Below are 14,019 nucleotides of genomic sequence, written 5' to 3'. Positions count from 1 at the left end.
CTTACTCTTTGCCATGAGCGCACAGCCCGAACAACTTGCCCGCGAAAAACAACTAGCCGCCGACGCGGCCCTGCGCTGGGTGCGCGACGGCATGGTGCTGGGGCTGGGCAGCGGCAGCACGGCGGCCTGCTTCATTGTGGCGCTGGGCAAAGCCGTGCGCGAGCAAGGCCTCCGGGTGCAGGGCACGGCCACTTCGCGGGCCAGCGAGAAGCTGGCCCTCGAAGCCGGCATTCCGTTGCTGGAGCCCCGCCGCGGCCTGCGCTTCGACCTGACCGTGGACGGTGCCGACGAGCTCGACGCGCACCTGCGCCTCGTGAAAGGCGGCGGCGGGGCTTTGCTGCGCGAGAAAGTGCTGGCCACGGCGTCCGATTACCTGCTCATCGTTGCCGATTCCAGCAAAGCTGTGGCACAGCTGGGCCGCTTCCCCCTGCCGCTGGAGGTTGTGCCGTTCGCCCTGCCTTGGGTGCTCGACGCGGTGGCCGCCTTGGGCGGCGCACCCGTGTTGCGCATGAGCAAAGAAGCCCCCGCCGAACCGGTCAAATCCGACCAGGAAAACCTGCTGGTGGATTGCCACTTTGAGGTGATTGCGGAGCCGGAGCAGCTGGTTGCGCAGCTGCAAAACATCCCCGGAATCGTGGAGCAGGGCTTGTTTCTGGGCTTGGCGCGGGCTGCGGTGGTGGCGAAAGGGGAAAGCGTGCAGGTGCTGCGGCCGGGGCGGCCGGCGGCGGCGGCCGGCAGTTTTGGAGAGCTGCCGTAGCGGGGCTGACAGGGTTGTAAAAACGAGTAGAGACGCAAAATGTTGCGTCTCTACACAGTTCTAGTGCTTAGGCAGGAGGGAGGCGGCGGCTTGGTCCAGAAACCAGTGCGTTTCGCCGGTTGGGGCAATGAGCTGGGCCGGGAACTCGTCCACGTCGCGGGCATCGTGCAATACGTGGCGCACGGCCGCGGCCTTGTCTTCGCCATACACCAGGAAAGCCACGGCGCGGGCCTGGTTGAGCAAGGGCGCCGTCAGGGTGATGCGGAAAACGTTTTTATCGGCCAGAAGCACTTCCCGGGCGCCCACGCTGGCATCGTGCAGCACAGGCGTATGCGGGAATAGCGACGCCGTGTGCGAGTTGTCGCCCAGCCCGAGCAGCGCCAAATCGAAACAAGCTTCTTCGGCCCCAAAAAATCCTTGAATGGTGCGGGTGTACGCCGCGGCCGCCGCCGCGGGTGGGAGCGTGGTGTGCACCGCAAAAACCTGCGCGGCGGCGATGCCCAGCGGCTCCAGCAGCGCTTCGTTGGCCATTCGGTAGTTGCTTTCAGCGTCGGTGGCGGGCACGTTGCGCTCATCGCCGAAGAAGAAAAACACCTGCGGCCAAGCCACCTTTTCGCGGTAGGCGGGCGAGGCCAGCAACTTGTACAACTTCCTGGGCGAGTTGCCGCCCGACAGCGCCACCACAAACCGGCCGCGCGCCGCAATGGCCCGGCCGGCCTGCGCCACAAAATAGTCGGCCAAATCAGTCAGCACCTGCTCGGCCGTGGGGGTGATGTGCAGCTCCATGGCTAGTGTTTGGCGCCGTTCAGCGGCAGGGTGTACCAGTGGAAGCCGTCGCGTGCAATGAGCGCCTCGGCCGTTTCGGGGCCCCACGAGTCGGCCGAGTAGTTGGGGAAGCTCTGGCTGGCGCGGCCCTGCCAGGAGTGCAGAATGGGCATGATGAGGTCCCAGGCCGCCTCCACCTGGTCGCCGCGCATAAACAGCGTCTGGTCGCCCATCATGGCGTCGAGCAGCAGGGTTTCGTAGGCCTCGGGGGCCTCGCTGGTGTAGGTGCCTTTGTAGTCGAACACCATGTCGACGGTGTTGAGCATCATGTCGAGGCCCGGGCGCTTGGCCTGCACCTGCAGCCGGATGCTCATCTCGGGCTGAATGCTGATGACGAGGCGGTTCTGCTGCCAGCTTTCGGCCGTTTCGGGCGGGAATATGTTGTGCGGCGCGTCGCGAAACTGAATCATGATGATGGACGCCGAGCGGTGCATGCGCTTGCCGGTGCGCACGTAAAACGGCACGCCCTGCCAGCGCCAGTTGTCCACGAAAAACTTCACCGCCGCAAAGGTTTCGGTGTTCGACGTGGGGTTGGCGTCCTTTTCCTGGCGGTAGCCGGGCACCTGCTCGCCCTGCATCCAGCCCTCGCCGTACTGCCCGCGCACGGCCGACTCGCGCACGTCTTCGGCCCCGAAGCGGCGCATGGCCCGCAGCACGTCCACCTTGCGGTTGCGCACCTCGTCGGCCGTGAAATCGACCGGCGGCTCCATGGCCACCAGGCACAGCAGCTGCAGCAGGTGGTTCTGAATCATGTCGCGCAGGGCGCCGGCGCCGTCGTAGTAGCCGCTGCGGTCGCCCACGCCCAGCTGCTCGCTCACCGAAATCTGCACGTGGTCGATGTAGTTGCGGTTCCAGAGCGGCTCCATCAGGGCGTTGGCGAAGCGAAAGGCCATGATGTTCTGCACCGTTTCCTTGCCCAGGTAGTGGTCGATGCGGTAAATCTGGCGCTCGTCGAAAATTTCGCCCAGCAGCTTGTTCAGCTCGCGGGCCGAGTCGAGGTCGTGCCCGAAGGGCTTCTCAATCACGATGCGCGTGCGGTCAGAATCATCGGCCAGCTTGCTTTTGGCCAGGTTGGAGGCGATGATTGGGAAGAACTCGGGCGCCACCGCCAGGTAATAAATCACGTTGGCCGGGGCTTGCCATTCGTGCTCGTAGGCCTTGATGTGCTTGCCAAACTCCTTGTAAGTGCCGGCGTCTTTCACGTCGGCCATCTGGTACACGATGTGCTGGCTGAAGGCGGTCCACTGCTCTTTGCTGGCCTTGCCGTTGCGCGAAAACTGGTTGATGCCGTCCAGGATTTTCGCCCGAAATTCCTCGTCCGTGAGCTTGGTGCGGCCCGTGCCAATGATGGCAAACTGGGCGGGCAGCCAGCCGTCGAGAAACAGGTTGTAGAGCGCCGGGGCCAGCTTGCGGGCGTTCAAATCGCCGGTGCCGCCGAAGATGACGAAAATCGTGGGCGGAATTTTTTGAGAAGAGGAGCTCATGCGCAGTAAAGCAGGTGCTGTTGATTAATTGGTAAAGGGCCGGCCGTCATGCCGGGCGCCACCGCTACGAATTCGGCGTCACCGGTTTTTCGCCGGTGTTTTCCGGGCCCACGGCCACTTCCTGTTTGTTGGCCGCGTCTTCGTGCGCCGGCGTCCACTGGGTATGAAACACGCCTTCGTGGCCAATCAGCTCGTAGGTGTGCGCGCCGAAGTAATCGCGCTGGGCCTGAATGAGGTTCGAGGGCATGCGCGCGGTGCGGAAGGTGTCGAAGTAGCTCAGGCAGGAAGCGTAAGCCGGCAGCGCCAGCCCAGCCGTGACGGCCGCGGCCACCACCGTGCGGGCGCCCGGCACGCTGCCCTTCACCAGCTCCTGCACGCGCCCGTCGAGCAGCAGGTGCGGCAAGTCCGGCGTCTGCTGAAAGGCGTTGAAAATGTCATTCAAAAACGTGGAGCGGATGATGCAGCCGCCGCGCCAGATTTTGGCGATTTCGGCCAGGTTCAGGTTGTAGGAAAAGTCCTTCGAGGCCTTGGCCAGCAGGTGCATGCCCTGGGCGTAGGTCACCACCATGTTGAAGTAAAACGCTTGCTCCAGGCTGGCCAGAAAGGCTTGCTGGTCGACTGGCAGCGGGGCCGGCTCCGGACCGTAGAGGCCGGCCAGCTGCTCGCGCAGGGCCTTGTATTTGGAGAGGTCGCGCAGGGCCACGGCCGTGTCGATGGTCGGAATGGCCATTTCCAAATCCATGGCCACCTGCGAGGTCCACTTGCCGGTGCCCTTGGAGCGCGCCTCGTCCTTGATGTCGTCGAGCAGCAGGTGGTCGGTGCCGGGCGCGATGAAGCCGAAAATATCCTTCGTGATGTCGAGCAAAAAGGACTGCAGGCGGCCCTCGTTCCACTCTGTGAACACCCGACCGATGGCGGCGTTGTCCAGGCCCAGGCCGCGCTGCATCACGGCATACGTCTCGGCAATGAGCTGCATCAGGCCGTATTCGATGCCGTTGTGCACCATTTTCACGAAGTGGCCGGCCGCGCCGGGCCCGATGTAGGTCACGCAGGGCTGGCCGTCCACCTGCGCCGCAATGGCCTCAAACATCGGCCGCATGGCCTCGTAGGCCTTCTGGTCGCCGCCGGGCATCATGCTGGGGCCGAAGCGGGCGCCTTCTTCGCCGCCCGAGATGCCCATGCCGAAAAAGTGAAAGCCCTCAGCGGCCAGGGCGGCGTCGCGGCGGTTGGTGTCGGTGAAGTGCGAGTTGCCGCCGTCGATGATGACGTCGCCTGGCGCCAGCAGGGGCCGCAATTCGTCAATCACGCTGTCCACGATTTTGCCGGCCGGCACCAGCATCATGATGGCGCGCGGCGTGCTGAGGCTGTTGATGAACTCGGGCAGCTCGGTGAAGCCCTTCACGGGCTTGCCGGCGCCTTCTTCGGCCAGCAGGTCAATTTTGGCGGCGTCCTTGTCGTAGCCGGCGCCGGCAAAGTGGTGGTCGGCCAGGTTCAGCAGCAGGTTGCGGCCCATGGTGCCCAGGCCAATCATGCCAAAGGAAAAAGAGGTTGGCGTGTCGCTCATCAGAAGAAGTTTTCGGGGGTGAGGGGAACGGGTGCGAAGGGTAAGGCAGCTGACGCCGCGTGGGGCAGCACGCGCTAAGCTCCACAGCGCTGAGTAGCCTACTACGTTCAGGGTCGTTTTGTTATCGGGGGCGCGGCCTCTTGCGCTGGCCCGCCGTGGCATTACGGCCCCCGACGCATGGTGCGTCGAGGCTACATGCCTAGCCCTCTTAGGCCAAGTCGCGGCAGCGGGCAACGAAGAGGCAAAAGCACAGCCTGGAAAAACAAAAAGGCCCTCACAGTGCTGTGAGGGCCTTTTCTGTGGTCGCATAAGGAGTCGAACCTTAAACCTTCTGATTCGTAGTCAGATGCTCTATCCAATTGAGCTATGCAACCAGTTCCCGTGTTGGGAGTGCAAAGGTAAGACGAGAAAAAGTGGCCGTACAAGCCCAGCGCGTATTTTTCTGCAAATAAATTTCAAAAAAATACGCAAGCTGCTCACAATCAGGGAGCCGTTGTTGAGCTGGCGGCGCTTTTGCTCAGGGCACGCTTTAGGGCCTGGTTGAAGAGGTGGTAGAGGCCGAAGAACGACGCCGCCACTAGTATTAGCAGCAATATTTTGCCGGTGGTGCCGGTGCCGGGGTCTTTGAGCAGCGCAAACACGTCCTGCGCCTTGGTGCCGAGCCAGTAGAAAAACAGGCTGCGCGGCAGCATGCCGGCCACCGACGCAAACAAGAACGGCCCGCGCCGCACCCGCATGATGGCCAGCACAAACGTCATGAGCGCAAAAGGGGTGACGGGCGAGATGCGCGTGAGGAAAATCAGCTGCCAGCTGTCGGTTTTGAGCTCCTTCATCACGGCGTCGACTTTGGGGAAGTGGCCGAGGAAGGCCAGCATCTTGCCGTGGTCGAGGGTGCTGGCAATCTGGTAGCCCACCAGCGCGGCCAGCGCGTAGGCCACCACCATGCCCGGAAAGCCGCTCCAGCCCAGGTAAAAGCCCGTGATGAGCACCACGGCCGTGGTGTTGACCAGCGAAAAGGCCATGGCCACGCCCACCAGCACGAAGTAGAGCAGGCTTTGGCCGGTGGTGAGGTTTTCGAGCAGCTGCTGGTTGCGGTAGAGCACGAAGCTGAGCGACGAGCTGCCCACCAGCGGCACGGCCACCAGCAGCAGCATCGACAGCAGCGTGGAAAAGTTTTTTCGGAGGAGCTCGCGCAGAAATTTCATGGGGCAACGAAGGTAGCGGCGGCGCCTGCCAAATAAGGCACGGCCGCCGGGTGCTGCTTACGCGCCGCGGGGGCCAATGGCTGCGCGGCCGGGCGCTGGGCAAAGGAGGCCACGGACGCCGCGCCGGTTCGGCGTTGCCTTGGCGGGCTTCCGTAACTTGCCGGCCCAACGCACCGGCGCCTGCCGCGCGCCGGGCCCAATTCTTCAAAATCCCACCTTCTCCCGCATGAAATTCGCCACCAAAGCCATTCACGCCGGCGTGCACCCGGACCCCCACACCGGGGCCATCATGACGCCCATTTACCAAACCTCAACCTACGTGCAGACCTCGCCCGGCAAAAACCAGGGCTTTGAGTACTCGCGCACCCACAACCCCACCCGCTCGCAGCTGCAGGACGCCGTGGCGGCCCTCGACAACGGCAAGCACGGCATTGCTTTCGCTTCGGGCATGGCCGCCATCGACTGCCTGATGAAGCTGCTCAAGCCCGGCGACGAGGTGATTTCGACCAACGACCTCTACGGCGGCAGCTACCGCCTCTTCACGAAAGTGTACGAGCCCTTCGGCATCAAATTCCACTTCGTGCCCATGCACGACATGGAAGCCGTGCGCGCCGTGGCCAGCGACAAAACCAAGCTGATTTGGGTAGAAACGCCCACCAACCCGCTCCTCAACGTCATCGACATTGCGGCGGCTTCGGCCGTGGCCAAGGAATGCGGCGCCTTGCTGGCCGTCGACAACACCTTCAGCACGCCCTACCTGCAAACGCCCATGGACTTGGGCGCCGACATCGTGATGTACTCGCTGACCAAGTACATGGCCGGCCACTCCGACACCGTGATGGGCGCCCTGGTGGTGAACGACGACGAGCTGCACCAGCGCCTGAGCTTCTACCAGAACGCCTGCGGCGGCACGCCCGGGCCCCAGGACTGCTTCCTGGTGCTGCGCGGGCTGAAAACCCTGCACATCCGCATGCAGCGGCACTGCGAAAACGGCCGCGCCGTGGCCGAGTACCTGCGCCAGCACCCCAAAGTGGAAAAAGTGTACTGGCCCGGCTTCGAAAACCACCCCAACCACGCCGTCGCCGCCAAGCAGATGCGCGACTTCGGCGGCATGATTTCCTTCGTGCTGAAGGGCGACCGGCAGGAAGACGCCATTGCCGTGTTGGAGAAGTTCCAGTACTTCACCCTGGCCGAAAGCCTGGGCGGCGTGGAAAGCCTCAGCGGCCACCCCGCCACCATGACGCACGCCAGCATTCCGGCCGAGCAGCGCCGCAAGTCAGGCCTCTCGGACTCGCTCATTCGCCTGAGCGTGGGCATCGAGGACGCTGAGGACCTGATTGAGGACCTGGCCCAAGCCATCGGCTGATGCGCGGCTCCTGGATTGCCATTGCCCTGAGTACGTTGTGGGGGCAGTCGGCCGAGCCCACCAGCCGCGCCAATCTGATACTGGTGAAAACCCCCGCCGACCCGGCCGAGGTGCTGGCCGGGCTGAGCACCTTCCTGAAAAGCAACGGCTTCGTGCTCGACACCGTGGATGCGGCCCGGGGCCTGCTCACCACCCGCGTGCTGGCCGAGGGTGGAACCTTGCCCGAGCAAATGAAAATCCGGGCCGTGCGCGGGGCCGACGGCTGGCGGCTCACGGGCCGCTACCTGATGGGCGGGCCAATGAAAAATAGCTTCACGGCCTTCCCGGCCACGTTTGCCGGCCTCACGGATGCGCCGGCCAAAGTGGCCTTCCGGCAGCTGGACGCCGCGGCCCGCGTCATTCCCGCCGGCACGCTGAGCTACGGCCGGGCCAAGGTACCGTTTGGGGCATTTACCAAATGGGAAGACGCCCTGAAGATGCCGTGGTGACGCGGTAGATTGGCCAGGTAAACGCACAAATGCCCCGGAGTCATGCTCCGGGGCATTTTGGTTATTAAGGCGTGCGGCTCGGCCGGGTTTGCGCCCGTTCGCGGGCCGGAATAACCGTTCGCCCAAATTGCCTTTGGGGTGGGAGCGGGGCGGGGGAAGTTTGAGCCAACAATCACCCAAAAACGCTCCAACGCCATGACCTACGCTGCCTTCCGTCGTCCTTTTGCCGCCCTGTTGCTGGGCCTGGCCCTTGCCCAGCCTGTGGTGGCGGCCACTCCTCCGGCGGCTCATCCGGCCGTGGCCGACAACCCCGCCGCCCACCCCAGCTTCACGGTGCGCGTGGTGGGCAAGGGGCGGCCCGTGCTGCTGATTCCGGGCCTGACCTGCCCCGGTGCCGTGTGGGACGAAACCGTGGCCCGCTACCAAAGCCGCTACCAGTGCCACGTGCTCAGCCTGGCCGGTTTCGGCGGCGCGGCGCCGGCGGCCGGGGCGCCCACGGCCGCGTTTTTGCCCGCCGTGCGCGACCAGTTGCTGGCCTACATCAAAACCCAGAAGCTGGACCGGCCCGCCGTCATCGGGCACAGCTTGGGGGGCTTCATGGGCCTGTGGCTGAGCACCACGCAGCCCGACGCGGTGGGCCCGCTCGTCATTCTCGACTCGCTGCCTTTCATGGCGGCCGTGCAAAACCCGGCCCTGACCGCCGAGGCCGCCCGCACCATGGCCGAAAGCATGCGGAAGCAGATGAGCGCCGGCAAAATGCCCCCGGCCCAGCAGCGCCAGATGGTGGCCGGCCTGGTAACCGACACTGCCCGCCAAACCCTGGTGGCCCGCTGGGGCCAGGCATCGGCCTCCGCCAGCGTGGGCCAGGCCATGTACGAGATGTATACCACCGACCTGCGCGCCGAGCTGGGCGCTGTGCGGCAGCCCGCGCTGGTGCTCGGCAGCTGGGCCGCCTACCAGCCCTACGGCGCCACCATGGCGTCGACGCGGGCCATTTTTGCGGCGCAGTATGCCAAGCTGCCGCAGCACCGCATCGAGATGTCGGAGGCCGGCCGGCACTTCCTGATGTACGACGACGCGGCCTGGGTTTTTGCGCAGACCGATGCTTTTTTGCAGGCCAATTATGCAGCCCGCAAGTAGTGTAACCCGTGCTTTTCTCTCCTTTTTTCTGCTATTGTGATGACTGCCACCTCCGTTGCCCCGCCTCCTGCCGACTTCCTGAACCAGCTTCGGCTTGAACTGTCCGTGAAAGCCAAGAATGGTTTGGACTTCATCGTGGCCGCCACGCTAGTATGGGCGGCCATTGCCGGGGTGTGGCTGCTGCACAACTCGGCCAGCCGCAACGGCTTCATCACCTTCTTCGTGGGGGCCCTCACCTTGCCGCTGGCCCGCTTGCTCTCGAAGCCGCTGCGCACCATTTGGACGCTGCCGCACAACCCGCTGCAGCCGCTGGGACTGTGGCTGAACGTTGCCCAGCTGTTCTACTTTCCGCTGTTGATGTTTATGTTCGGGCGTTATCCGCAGCATTTTCTCATGGCCTACGGCATCATCACGGGCGCCCACTTCTTCCCCTACGCCTGGTTCTACCGGGCCCCCGCCTTCGCCGTCATGGCCGGGATGATAAGCGCGGGCTGCCTGGGGCTCGGCCTGCGCCTGCCCGCAGGCCAGCTTTACCTGATTCCGGTGTTCATAGCGGTGTGCCTGGCGGTGCTGGCCGTGCTGCTGGCGCGCTCGTATCGCCAAAACCAACGCCTTTATCAGGGCCAAGCCTATGCTGAAAACTAGCTTGCCTTCGTCGCGGCCGTTGCCGCCGGGCCGCCGCTACTGGCGCACGCAGGTGCTGGCCTGGGGGGCATACGCAGTGTTCAACCTGGTGCTGTTCAAAGCCTTTGCGGGCAAGGCAGCCGGGACGTGGGCCTGGGTGCTGAGCCTGGTAATTGCGGCCGCGCTGCTGGCCGCCTCGCACCTACTGCGCCAGCTGATGCAGCGCCGGGACTGGCTGGGCCGGCCCCCGCTGGCGCTGCTGGGCCGGCTGCTGCTGGCCAATGCGGCCCTGGCAGTGGGCTGCGAGGTGGTAATTGGCCTGCTAGCCTGGCTGCTGCTGCCGCGACAGTCGGCCGCCCAGGGGCCGCAGGGCTGGCTGCCCTACTTGGGTTACATTCTGAATATGAATGTCATGCTCTGGCTGTGGTCGGCGGCGTACGTGGGCTGGCACTATTTGCAGCGCTCGCAGCGGGTCGAGGTGGAGAAGTGGCGCCTGACGGCCGCCGTGCGCGAGGCCGAGCTGAACACGCTGCGGGCCCAGCTCAACCCGCATTTTCTATTCAACGGCCTCAACAACATTCGCGGGCTGGTGAGCGAAGACCCCGCCCGCGCCCGGGAGGCCCTGGCCCACCTGGCCGAGCTGCTGCGCTACGTGATGCAGCACAGCGCCACGCCGCTGCTGCCGCTGGGCCAGGAAATGGAAATTGTGGCCGACTACTTGGCCCTGGAAGCCCTGCAGCTGGAAGACCGGCTGCAGTACTCGCTCGACGTGGACCCCGCCGCCCGGGCCGTGCCGCTGCCGCCCCTCACGGTGCAGCTGCTGGTCGAAAACGCCATTAAGCACGGCGTGGCGGTGCGGCCGGCGGGCGGGTTTGTGGCCGTCACGGCCCAGCTCGACGCCGAAGGCTGGCTCTGCCTCACGGTGCGCAGCCCCGGGCGCTTCAGCCCCGACGCCGCCACTGGCCGCAGCGGTCTGGGCCTGCGCGGCCTGCGCGAGCGGCTGGCCCAGGCCGTGGGCCCGGCCGCGGAGTTTGAGCTGAGCAACGACCCCGCCGCGCCCGACGCCGTGCGCGCCACGCTGCGCCTGCCCGACCTGCGGGCCCAGGCGCCCGGCCCCGCAACAGTTCTTTCTACCTCCCTTTCCCCCGTTGCTTCCTGATGAAAGTGCTCATCGTTGACGACTCCCGCCTAGCCCGCGCCGAGCTGCGACGCCTACTGGAAGCGCATCCCGACGTGGAAGTGGCCGGCGAGGCCCGCAACGCCGAAGAAGCCCGCGCCCAGCTCGCCGCCCAGCCCGTTGATTTGCTATTGCTCGACATTCACATGCCCGGCGAAACCGGCTTTGAGCTGCTGGCCTCGCTGGAAGCGGCCCCGCCGGTGGTGTTCACCACCGCCTATGACGCCCACGCCCTGCGCGCTTTTGAAGTGAATGCGCTCGATTACCTGCTCAAGCCGGTGCAGGAGGCCCGGCTGGGCGCCGCTCTCGACAAGGTGCGCGCCCAGCAGCCCGCCGATGCCCCCAGTGCCGCCGTGGAGGCCGCCCCGGTTCCCGCGCCCGCTACCCCGCTCACGGCCCAGGACCAGGTGTTTGTGAAGGACGGCGAGCGGTGCTGGTTTGTGCGGCTGGGCGAGGTGCGGCTGTTCGAAATCAACGGCAGCTACACCCAGATTTATTTTGAGCAGCACCGCCCGCTTATTCCGCGCACGCTCTCGCAACTCGAAGCCCGCCTCGACCCCAAGCTGTTTTTCCGGGCCAACCGCCAGCAGATTATCAACCTCAACTTTGTGGAAGGGGTGGAGCCCTGGTTCAGCCACAGCCTGCGCCTGACGCTGCGCGGCGGCGAGGTGGTGGAAGTATCGCGCCAGCAGTCGGTGAGGTTTCGCGAACTGCTGAGCTTGTGAAGGCTGCGCGTTGTGTGCCTTGTTCCCATCAGGTCCAATGGACGGTTGGAGAATAAGCCGCATTTTTAGTTCATGGAAGAATCTTCTCGCCCGGCCGCGCCCATCGAAACGCTCCAGCTCTTTCCGCGGCTGGACGAGCTGCTGCTGGCCTTGCTGCGCTCCCTAGCGCCCGCCGACTGGCAGCGCCCCACGCTGGCCCGGCAGTGGACGGTGAAAGACGTGGTCGCGCACTTGCTCGATGGCAACCTGCGCACGCTCTCCATGCTGCGCGACGGGCACTTTGGGGAGGCCCCCGCCGGGCAGTCGTACGATGACGTGGTGGGGTTTCTCAACCGCCTCAACGGCGAGTGGGTCCGGGCGGCGCGCCGCCTCAGCCCCGCCGTCCTCATCGAGCTGCTGGCGCAGTCGGGCGCGGAGTACTCGGCCTTTCTGCGCACCCTGGACCCGTGGGCGCCGGCCGCTTTTTCGGTGGCCTGGGCCGGCGAAAGCGAATCGTTGAACTGGTTTCACGTGGCCCGCGACTACACGGAGAAATGGCATCACCAGCAGCAGATACGGGAGGCCATGGGCCAAACGGCCCCGCTGATGAGCCCCGAGCTGTTTCATCCTTTCATTGCCACGCTGCTGCGCGGGCTGCCGCACGCCCTGCGCACGGCGGCGGCGCCCACGGGTGCCGTGGTGCAGGTGCGCATTGGCGAGCCGGGCGGCGGAACCTGGCAGGTAGAAAAAGCCCCCACGCACTGGCGGCTGCGCGAAGCTGCCGAGCAGCCCGGTGCGCTGCTGGCCGCCGAGGTGGCGCTCGCGCCAGAAACGGCCTGGAAACTCTTCACCAAAGGCCTGAGCCCAGCCGAAGCCCGCGACCAGGCCCGGCTGCGGGGCGACGAGGCGCTGGGCACGGCGGTGCTGGGGCTGGTGGCCGTGATGGCGTAGCCAGCAACGAATGGGCCCCGCCCCGCGGCGCCCGGTGCAGGGCTGCCTGCCATGCCCCTCGGCAAAGCCCGTCTGTATTGCGCACAGGTGCGGGCCAGTCAATGGGAAACCGATGGACTATTAAAATCCGATTAAATCTCAACGAAGCTGGCGAAAAGTCGTTTTAAGACTTATTTATTTTCAATTGGGCCGGTTCGACACCGGCTTTTCGCCCATGTTTTTCATTACCCTGGCGCGCGGCCTGAGCCGCGTGGCGCCCGTGCTGGCCCTGCTGAGCTTGGCGGGCTGCGACCTTATCGAATTCAGCCCCAACGACCACCGCGTTCCCGAAGAATTCACCAACCTCACCGAGAAGAACCTGGCTAAGCTGGCGGCCCGGCCCCTGGCGGCGGGCGACACCCTGCGCTTTGTATTCACCGGCGACTCGCAGCAGTTCTACGACGAGGCCGAAGCCTTGGTGGCCAGCGTGAACCAGCAGCCCGGTATTTCCTTCCTGGTGGTGGCCGGCGACATTTCCGACTTCGGCCTGGCCCGCGAGATGCGGTGGGTGGACGAGAAGCTGCGCCGCCTCACGGTGCCCTACGTCACGGTCATCGGCAACCACGACCTAGTGGGTAATGGCCGGCCCACCTACCGGCACATTTTTGGGGCGTTCAACTATTCGTTCGTGTACGGCAACACCAAGTTTATCATGGTGGACACCAACGGCCGCGAATACAACTTCGACGGCACCGCGCCCGACATGGCCTGGCTCCGGCCCCAACTCGCCAGCTTCGACGGGGCACGGCGCAAGGTGGTCGTCTCGCACGTGCCGCCCACCAACGATGACTTCGACCCCGCCCTGCGCATGCCCTACGTGCAGGCCCTGCGCGAAACCCCGGGCCTGGTGTTCGAGATGAACGGCCACAACCACTCCTACAGCATCACGCAGCCCTACAACGACGGCGTGACCTACGTCAATTCCGATGCTTTTTCGGAGCGCCACTACATGGTGGTTACCGTGTGGGGCGACAAGCAGTTTCGCATCAAACGCGTGAAGTTTTAAGGAGTATGAAAACGCTATTTTTTGCCTTGCTGCTGACCAGCCTCCGCGCTGCCGCCGCCACCCCGCCCGATACCACCACCGGCAAGCCCGCGCAGGCGGCGCCCCGCACCGAGCGCCCCTGGTACCGCCCCTCCCACCTGGCCCTGCAAACCGGCGGCGGCCTGGGCATGGTGGCCGCCGGTGCCGGCTACGAATTCTCGAAAAACCGCCTCGAAACCGACATCCTCCTCGGCTACGTGCCCAAGTACTACGCGGGCTCCACGCTCAGTCTGGCTTCGCTCAAGTTCATGTACTCGCCGTTCCGGCTGCCGGTGGGCGAGAAGTTTCAGGTGGTGCCGCTCACGGTGGGCGCCTATTTCAGCTACACCCACGGCACCCTCAACGACGAGCTGAAGGGCCAGTATTCGAGCGACTACTATTGGTTCTCGACCGATACGCGCTACGGGCCGCTGCTGGGCAGCCGCCTCACGTTTTTGGCGCCACCCATTTCGGCCACCGGTCAGCCGCGCAAAATATCGGCGTATTATGAGTTGGGTAGCAACGACTTGTACCTGGCCAGCTACCTCAACAACCGCAACGGCGGCCTCGGAATCGGCCAGCTGCTGACGCTGGCACTGGGCCTGAAAGTCGACTTCTAGCGCCCGAAAACAGTTTCTGCACAAAAGCCCTTGCGGCCGGTAATGAAAAGC

Annotated in this window: 14 protein-coding genes and 1 tRNA gene; 10 read left to right on the top strand and 5 right to left on the bottom strand. The window is 64.9% G+C overall.

What is annotated here, in order from left to right:
• Positions 1 to 13 precede the first annotated feature (13 nt).
• Entirely contained in the window at positions 14 to 757 is a 744-nt protein-coding gene (gene rpiA, locus IC234_RS19505; protein WP_190927953.1) for a ribose-5-phosphate isomerase RpiA, read from the top strand.
• 60 nt (positions 758 to 817) lie between these two features.
• On the opposite strand, the gene pgl is transcribed toward rpiA, so the two are convergent.
• From pgl to IC234_RS19480, 5 genes are all read right to left on the bottom strand, one after another.
• Positions 818 to 1,543 carry a 6-phosphogluconolactonase gene (gene pgl, locus IC234_RS19500; RefSeq protein WP_190927951.1) on the bottom strand — a complete coding sequence of 242 codons (726 nt, stop codon included), beginning with the start codon at positions 1,541 to 1,543 and terminating at the stop codon, positions 818 to 820.
• Between the two features lie 2 nt (positions 1,544 to 1,545).
• On the bottom strand, positions 1,546 to 3,066 hold the full coding sequence (gene zwf, locus IC234_RS19495) for a glucose-6-phosphate dehydrogenase (protein ID WP_190927949.1): 1,521 nt from the start codon (positions 3,064 to 3,066) through the stop codon (positions 1,546 to 1,548).
• Positions 3,067 to 3,130: 64 nt separating this feature from the next.
• Positions 3,131 to 4,630: an NADP-dependent phosphogluconate dehydrogenase gene (gene gndA, locus IC234_RS19490; RefSeq protein WP_190927947.1), complete on the bottom strand. Its 1,500-nt coding sequence runs from the start codon at positions 4,628 to 4,630 to the stop codon at positions 3,131 to 3,133.
• 300 nt (positions 4,631 to 4,930) lie between these two features.
• A tRNA-Arg gene (locus IC234_RS19485) sits at positions 4,931 to 5,004 on the bottom strand.
• A gap of 108 nt (positions 5,005 to 5,112) precedes the next feature.
• Positions 5,113 to 5,835: a TVP38/TMEM64 family protein gene (locus IC234_RS19480; protein WP_190927945.1), complete on the bottom strand. Its 723-nt coding sequence runs from the start codon at positions 5,833 to 5,835 to the stop codon at positions 5,113 to 5,115.
• Positions 5,836 to 6,061: 226 nt separating this feature from the next.
• On the opposite strand from IC234_RS19480, the gene IC234_RS19475 reads away from it, so the two are divergent.
• The 9 genes from IC234_RS19475 to IC234_RS19435 all read left to right on the top strand — a co-directional run bounded on the left by IC234_RS19475 (position 6,062) and on the right by IC234_RS19435 (position 13,968).
• Positions 6,062 to 7,201: a cystathionine gamma-synthase gene (locus IC234_RS19475; RefSeq protein WP_190927943.1), complete on the top strand. Its 1,140-nt coding sequence runs from the start codon at positions 6,062 to 6,064 to the stop codon at positions 7,199 to 7,201.
• Positions 7,201 to 7,689, top strand: coding sequence for a hypothetical protein (locus IC234_RS19470; protein WP_190927941.1), 489 nt, complete (start codon positions 7,201 to 7,203; stop codon positions 7,687 to 7,689). The genes IC234_RS19475 and IC234_RS19470 overlap by 1 nt, the downstream gene beginning before the upstream one ends.
• 195 nt (positions 7,690 to 7,884) lie before the next feature.
• Positions 7,885 to 8,829, top strand: coding sequence for an alpha/beta fold hydrolase (locus IC234_RS19465; RefSeq protein WP_190927939.1), 945 nt, complete (start codon positions 7,885 to 7,887; stop codon positions 8,827 to 8,829).
• Positions 8,830 to 8,868: 39 nt separating this feature from the next.
• Positions 8,869 to 9,474 carry a DUF7010 family protein gene (locus tag IC234_RS19460; protein ID WP_190927937.1) on the top strand — a complete coding sequence of 202 codons (606 nt, stop codon included), beginning with the start codon at positions 8,869 to 8,871 and terminating at the stop codon, positions 9,472 to 9,474.
• Positions 9,461 to 10,612, top strand: a complete 1,152-nt coding sequence (locus tag IC234_RS19455) for a sensor histidine kinase (RefSeq protein ID WP_190927935.1) — start codon at positions 9,461 to 9,463, stop codon at positions 10,610 to 10,612. The genes IC234_RS19460 and IC234_RS19455 overlap by 14 nt, the downstream gene beginning before the upstream one ends.
• The gene (locus IC234_RS19450) at positions 10,612 to 11,355 is read left to right on the top strand and encodes a LytR/AlgR family response regulator transcription factor (protein WP_190927932.1); all 744 of its coding nucleotides are present in this window, start codon (positions 10,612 to 10,614) and stop codon (positions 11,353 to 11,355) included. The genes IC234_RS19455 and IC234_RS19450 overlap by 1 nt, the downstream gene beginning before the upstream one ends.
• Before the next feature lie 72 nt (positions 11,356 to 11,427).
• Positions 11,428 to 12,285, top strand: coding sequence for a maleylpyruvate isomerase N-terminal domain-containing protein (locus IC234_RS19445; RefSeq protein ID WP_190927930.1), 858 nt, complete (start codon positions 11,428 to 11,430; stop codon positions 12,283 to 12,285).
• Positions 12,286 to 12,499: 214 nt separating this feature from the next.
• Complete coding sequence (locus tag IC234_RS19440) at positions 12,500 to 13,330, top strand: metallophosphoesterase family protein (RefSeq protein WP_190927928.1); 831 nt, start codon at positions 12,500 to 12,502, stop codon at positions 13,328 to 13,330.
• Positions 13,331 to 13,335: 5 nt separating this feature from the next.
• Complete coding sequence (locus tag IC234_RS19435) at positions 13,336 to 13,968, top strand: hypothetical protein (RefSeq protein ID WP_190927926.1); 633 nt, start codon at positions 13,336 to 13,338, stop codon at positions 13,966 to 13,968.
• Positions 13,969 to 14,019 lie beyond the last annotated feature (51 nt).

Source organism: Hymenobacter armeniacus (assembly GCF_014699055.1).
Taxonomy (GTDB): Bacteria; Bacteroidota; Bacteroidia; order Cytophagales; family Hymenobacteraceae; genus Hymenobacter; species Hymenobacter armeniacus.
This window is presented reverse-complemented; position numbering and strand designations above follow the sequence as displayed.

Bases quoted from the DNA above. Each gene is read 5' to 3' on its own strand.
- rpiA (WP_190927953.1), top strand. From the start codon at position 14: ATGAGCGCACAGCCCGAACAACTTGCCCGCGAAAAACAACTAGCCGCC.
- pgl (WP_190927951.1), bottom strand. From the start codon at position 1,543: ATGGAGCTGCACATCACCCCCACGGCCGAGCAGGTGCTGACTGATTTG.
- zwf (WP_190927949.1), bottom strand. From the start codon at position 3,066: ATGAGCTCCTCTTCTCAAAAAATTCCGCCCACGATTTTCGTCATCTTC.
- gndA (WP_190927947.1), bottom strand. From the start codon at position 4,630: ATGAGCGACACGCCAACCTCTTTTTCCTTTGGCATGATTGGCCTGGGC.
- IC234_RS19480 (WP_190927945.1), bottom strand. From the start codon at position 5,835: ATGAAATTTCTGCGCGAGCTCCTCCGAAAAAACTTTTCCACGCTGCTG.
- IC234_RS19475 (WP_190927943.1), top strand. From the start codon at position 6,062: ATGAAATTCGCCACCAAAGCCATTCACGCCGGCGTGCACCCGGACCCC.
- IC234_RS19470 (WP_190927941.1), top strand. From the start codon at position 7,201: ATGCGCGGCTCCTGGATTGCCATTGCCCTGAGTACGTTGTGGGGGCAG.
- IC234_RS19465 (WP_190927939.1), top strand. From the start codon at position 7,885: ATGACCTACGCTGCCTTCCGTCGTCCTTTTGCCGCCCTGTTGCTGGGC.
- IC234_RS19460 (WP_190927937.1), top strand. From the start codon at position 8,869: ATGACTGCCACCTCCGTTGCCCCGCCTCCTGCCGACTTCCTGAACCAG.
- IC234_RS19455 (WP_190927935.1), top strand. From the start codon at position 9,461: ATGCTGAAAACTAGCTTGCCTTCGTCGCGGCCGTTGCCGCCGGGCCGC.
- IC234_RS19450 (WP_190927932.1), top strand. From the start codon at position 10,612: ATGAAAGTGCTCATCGTTGACGACTCCCGCCTAGCCCGCGCCGAGCTG.
- IC234_RS19445 (WP_190927930.1), top strand. From the start codon at position 11,428: ATGGAAGAATCTTCTCGCCCGGCCGCGCCCATCGAAACGCTCCAGCTC.
- IC234_RS19440 (WP_190927928.1), top strand. From the start codon at position 12,500: ATGTTTTTCATTACCCTGGCGCGCGGCCTGAGCCGCGTGGCGCCCGTG.
- IC234_RS19435 (WP_190927926.1), top strand. From the start codon at position 13,336: ATGAAAACGCTATTTTTTGCCTTGCTGCTGACCAGCCTCCGCGCTGCC.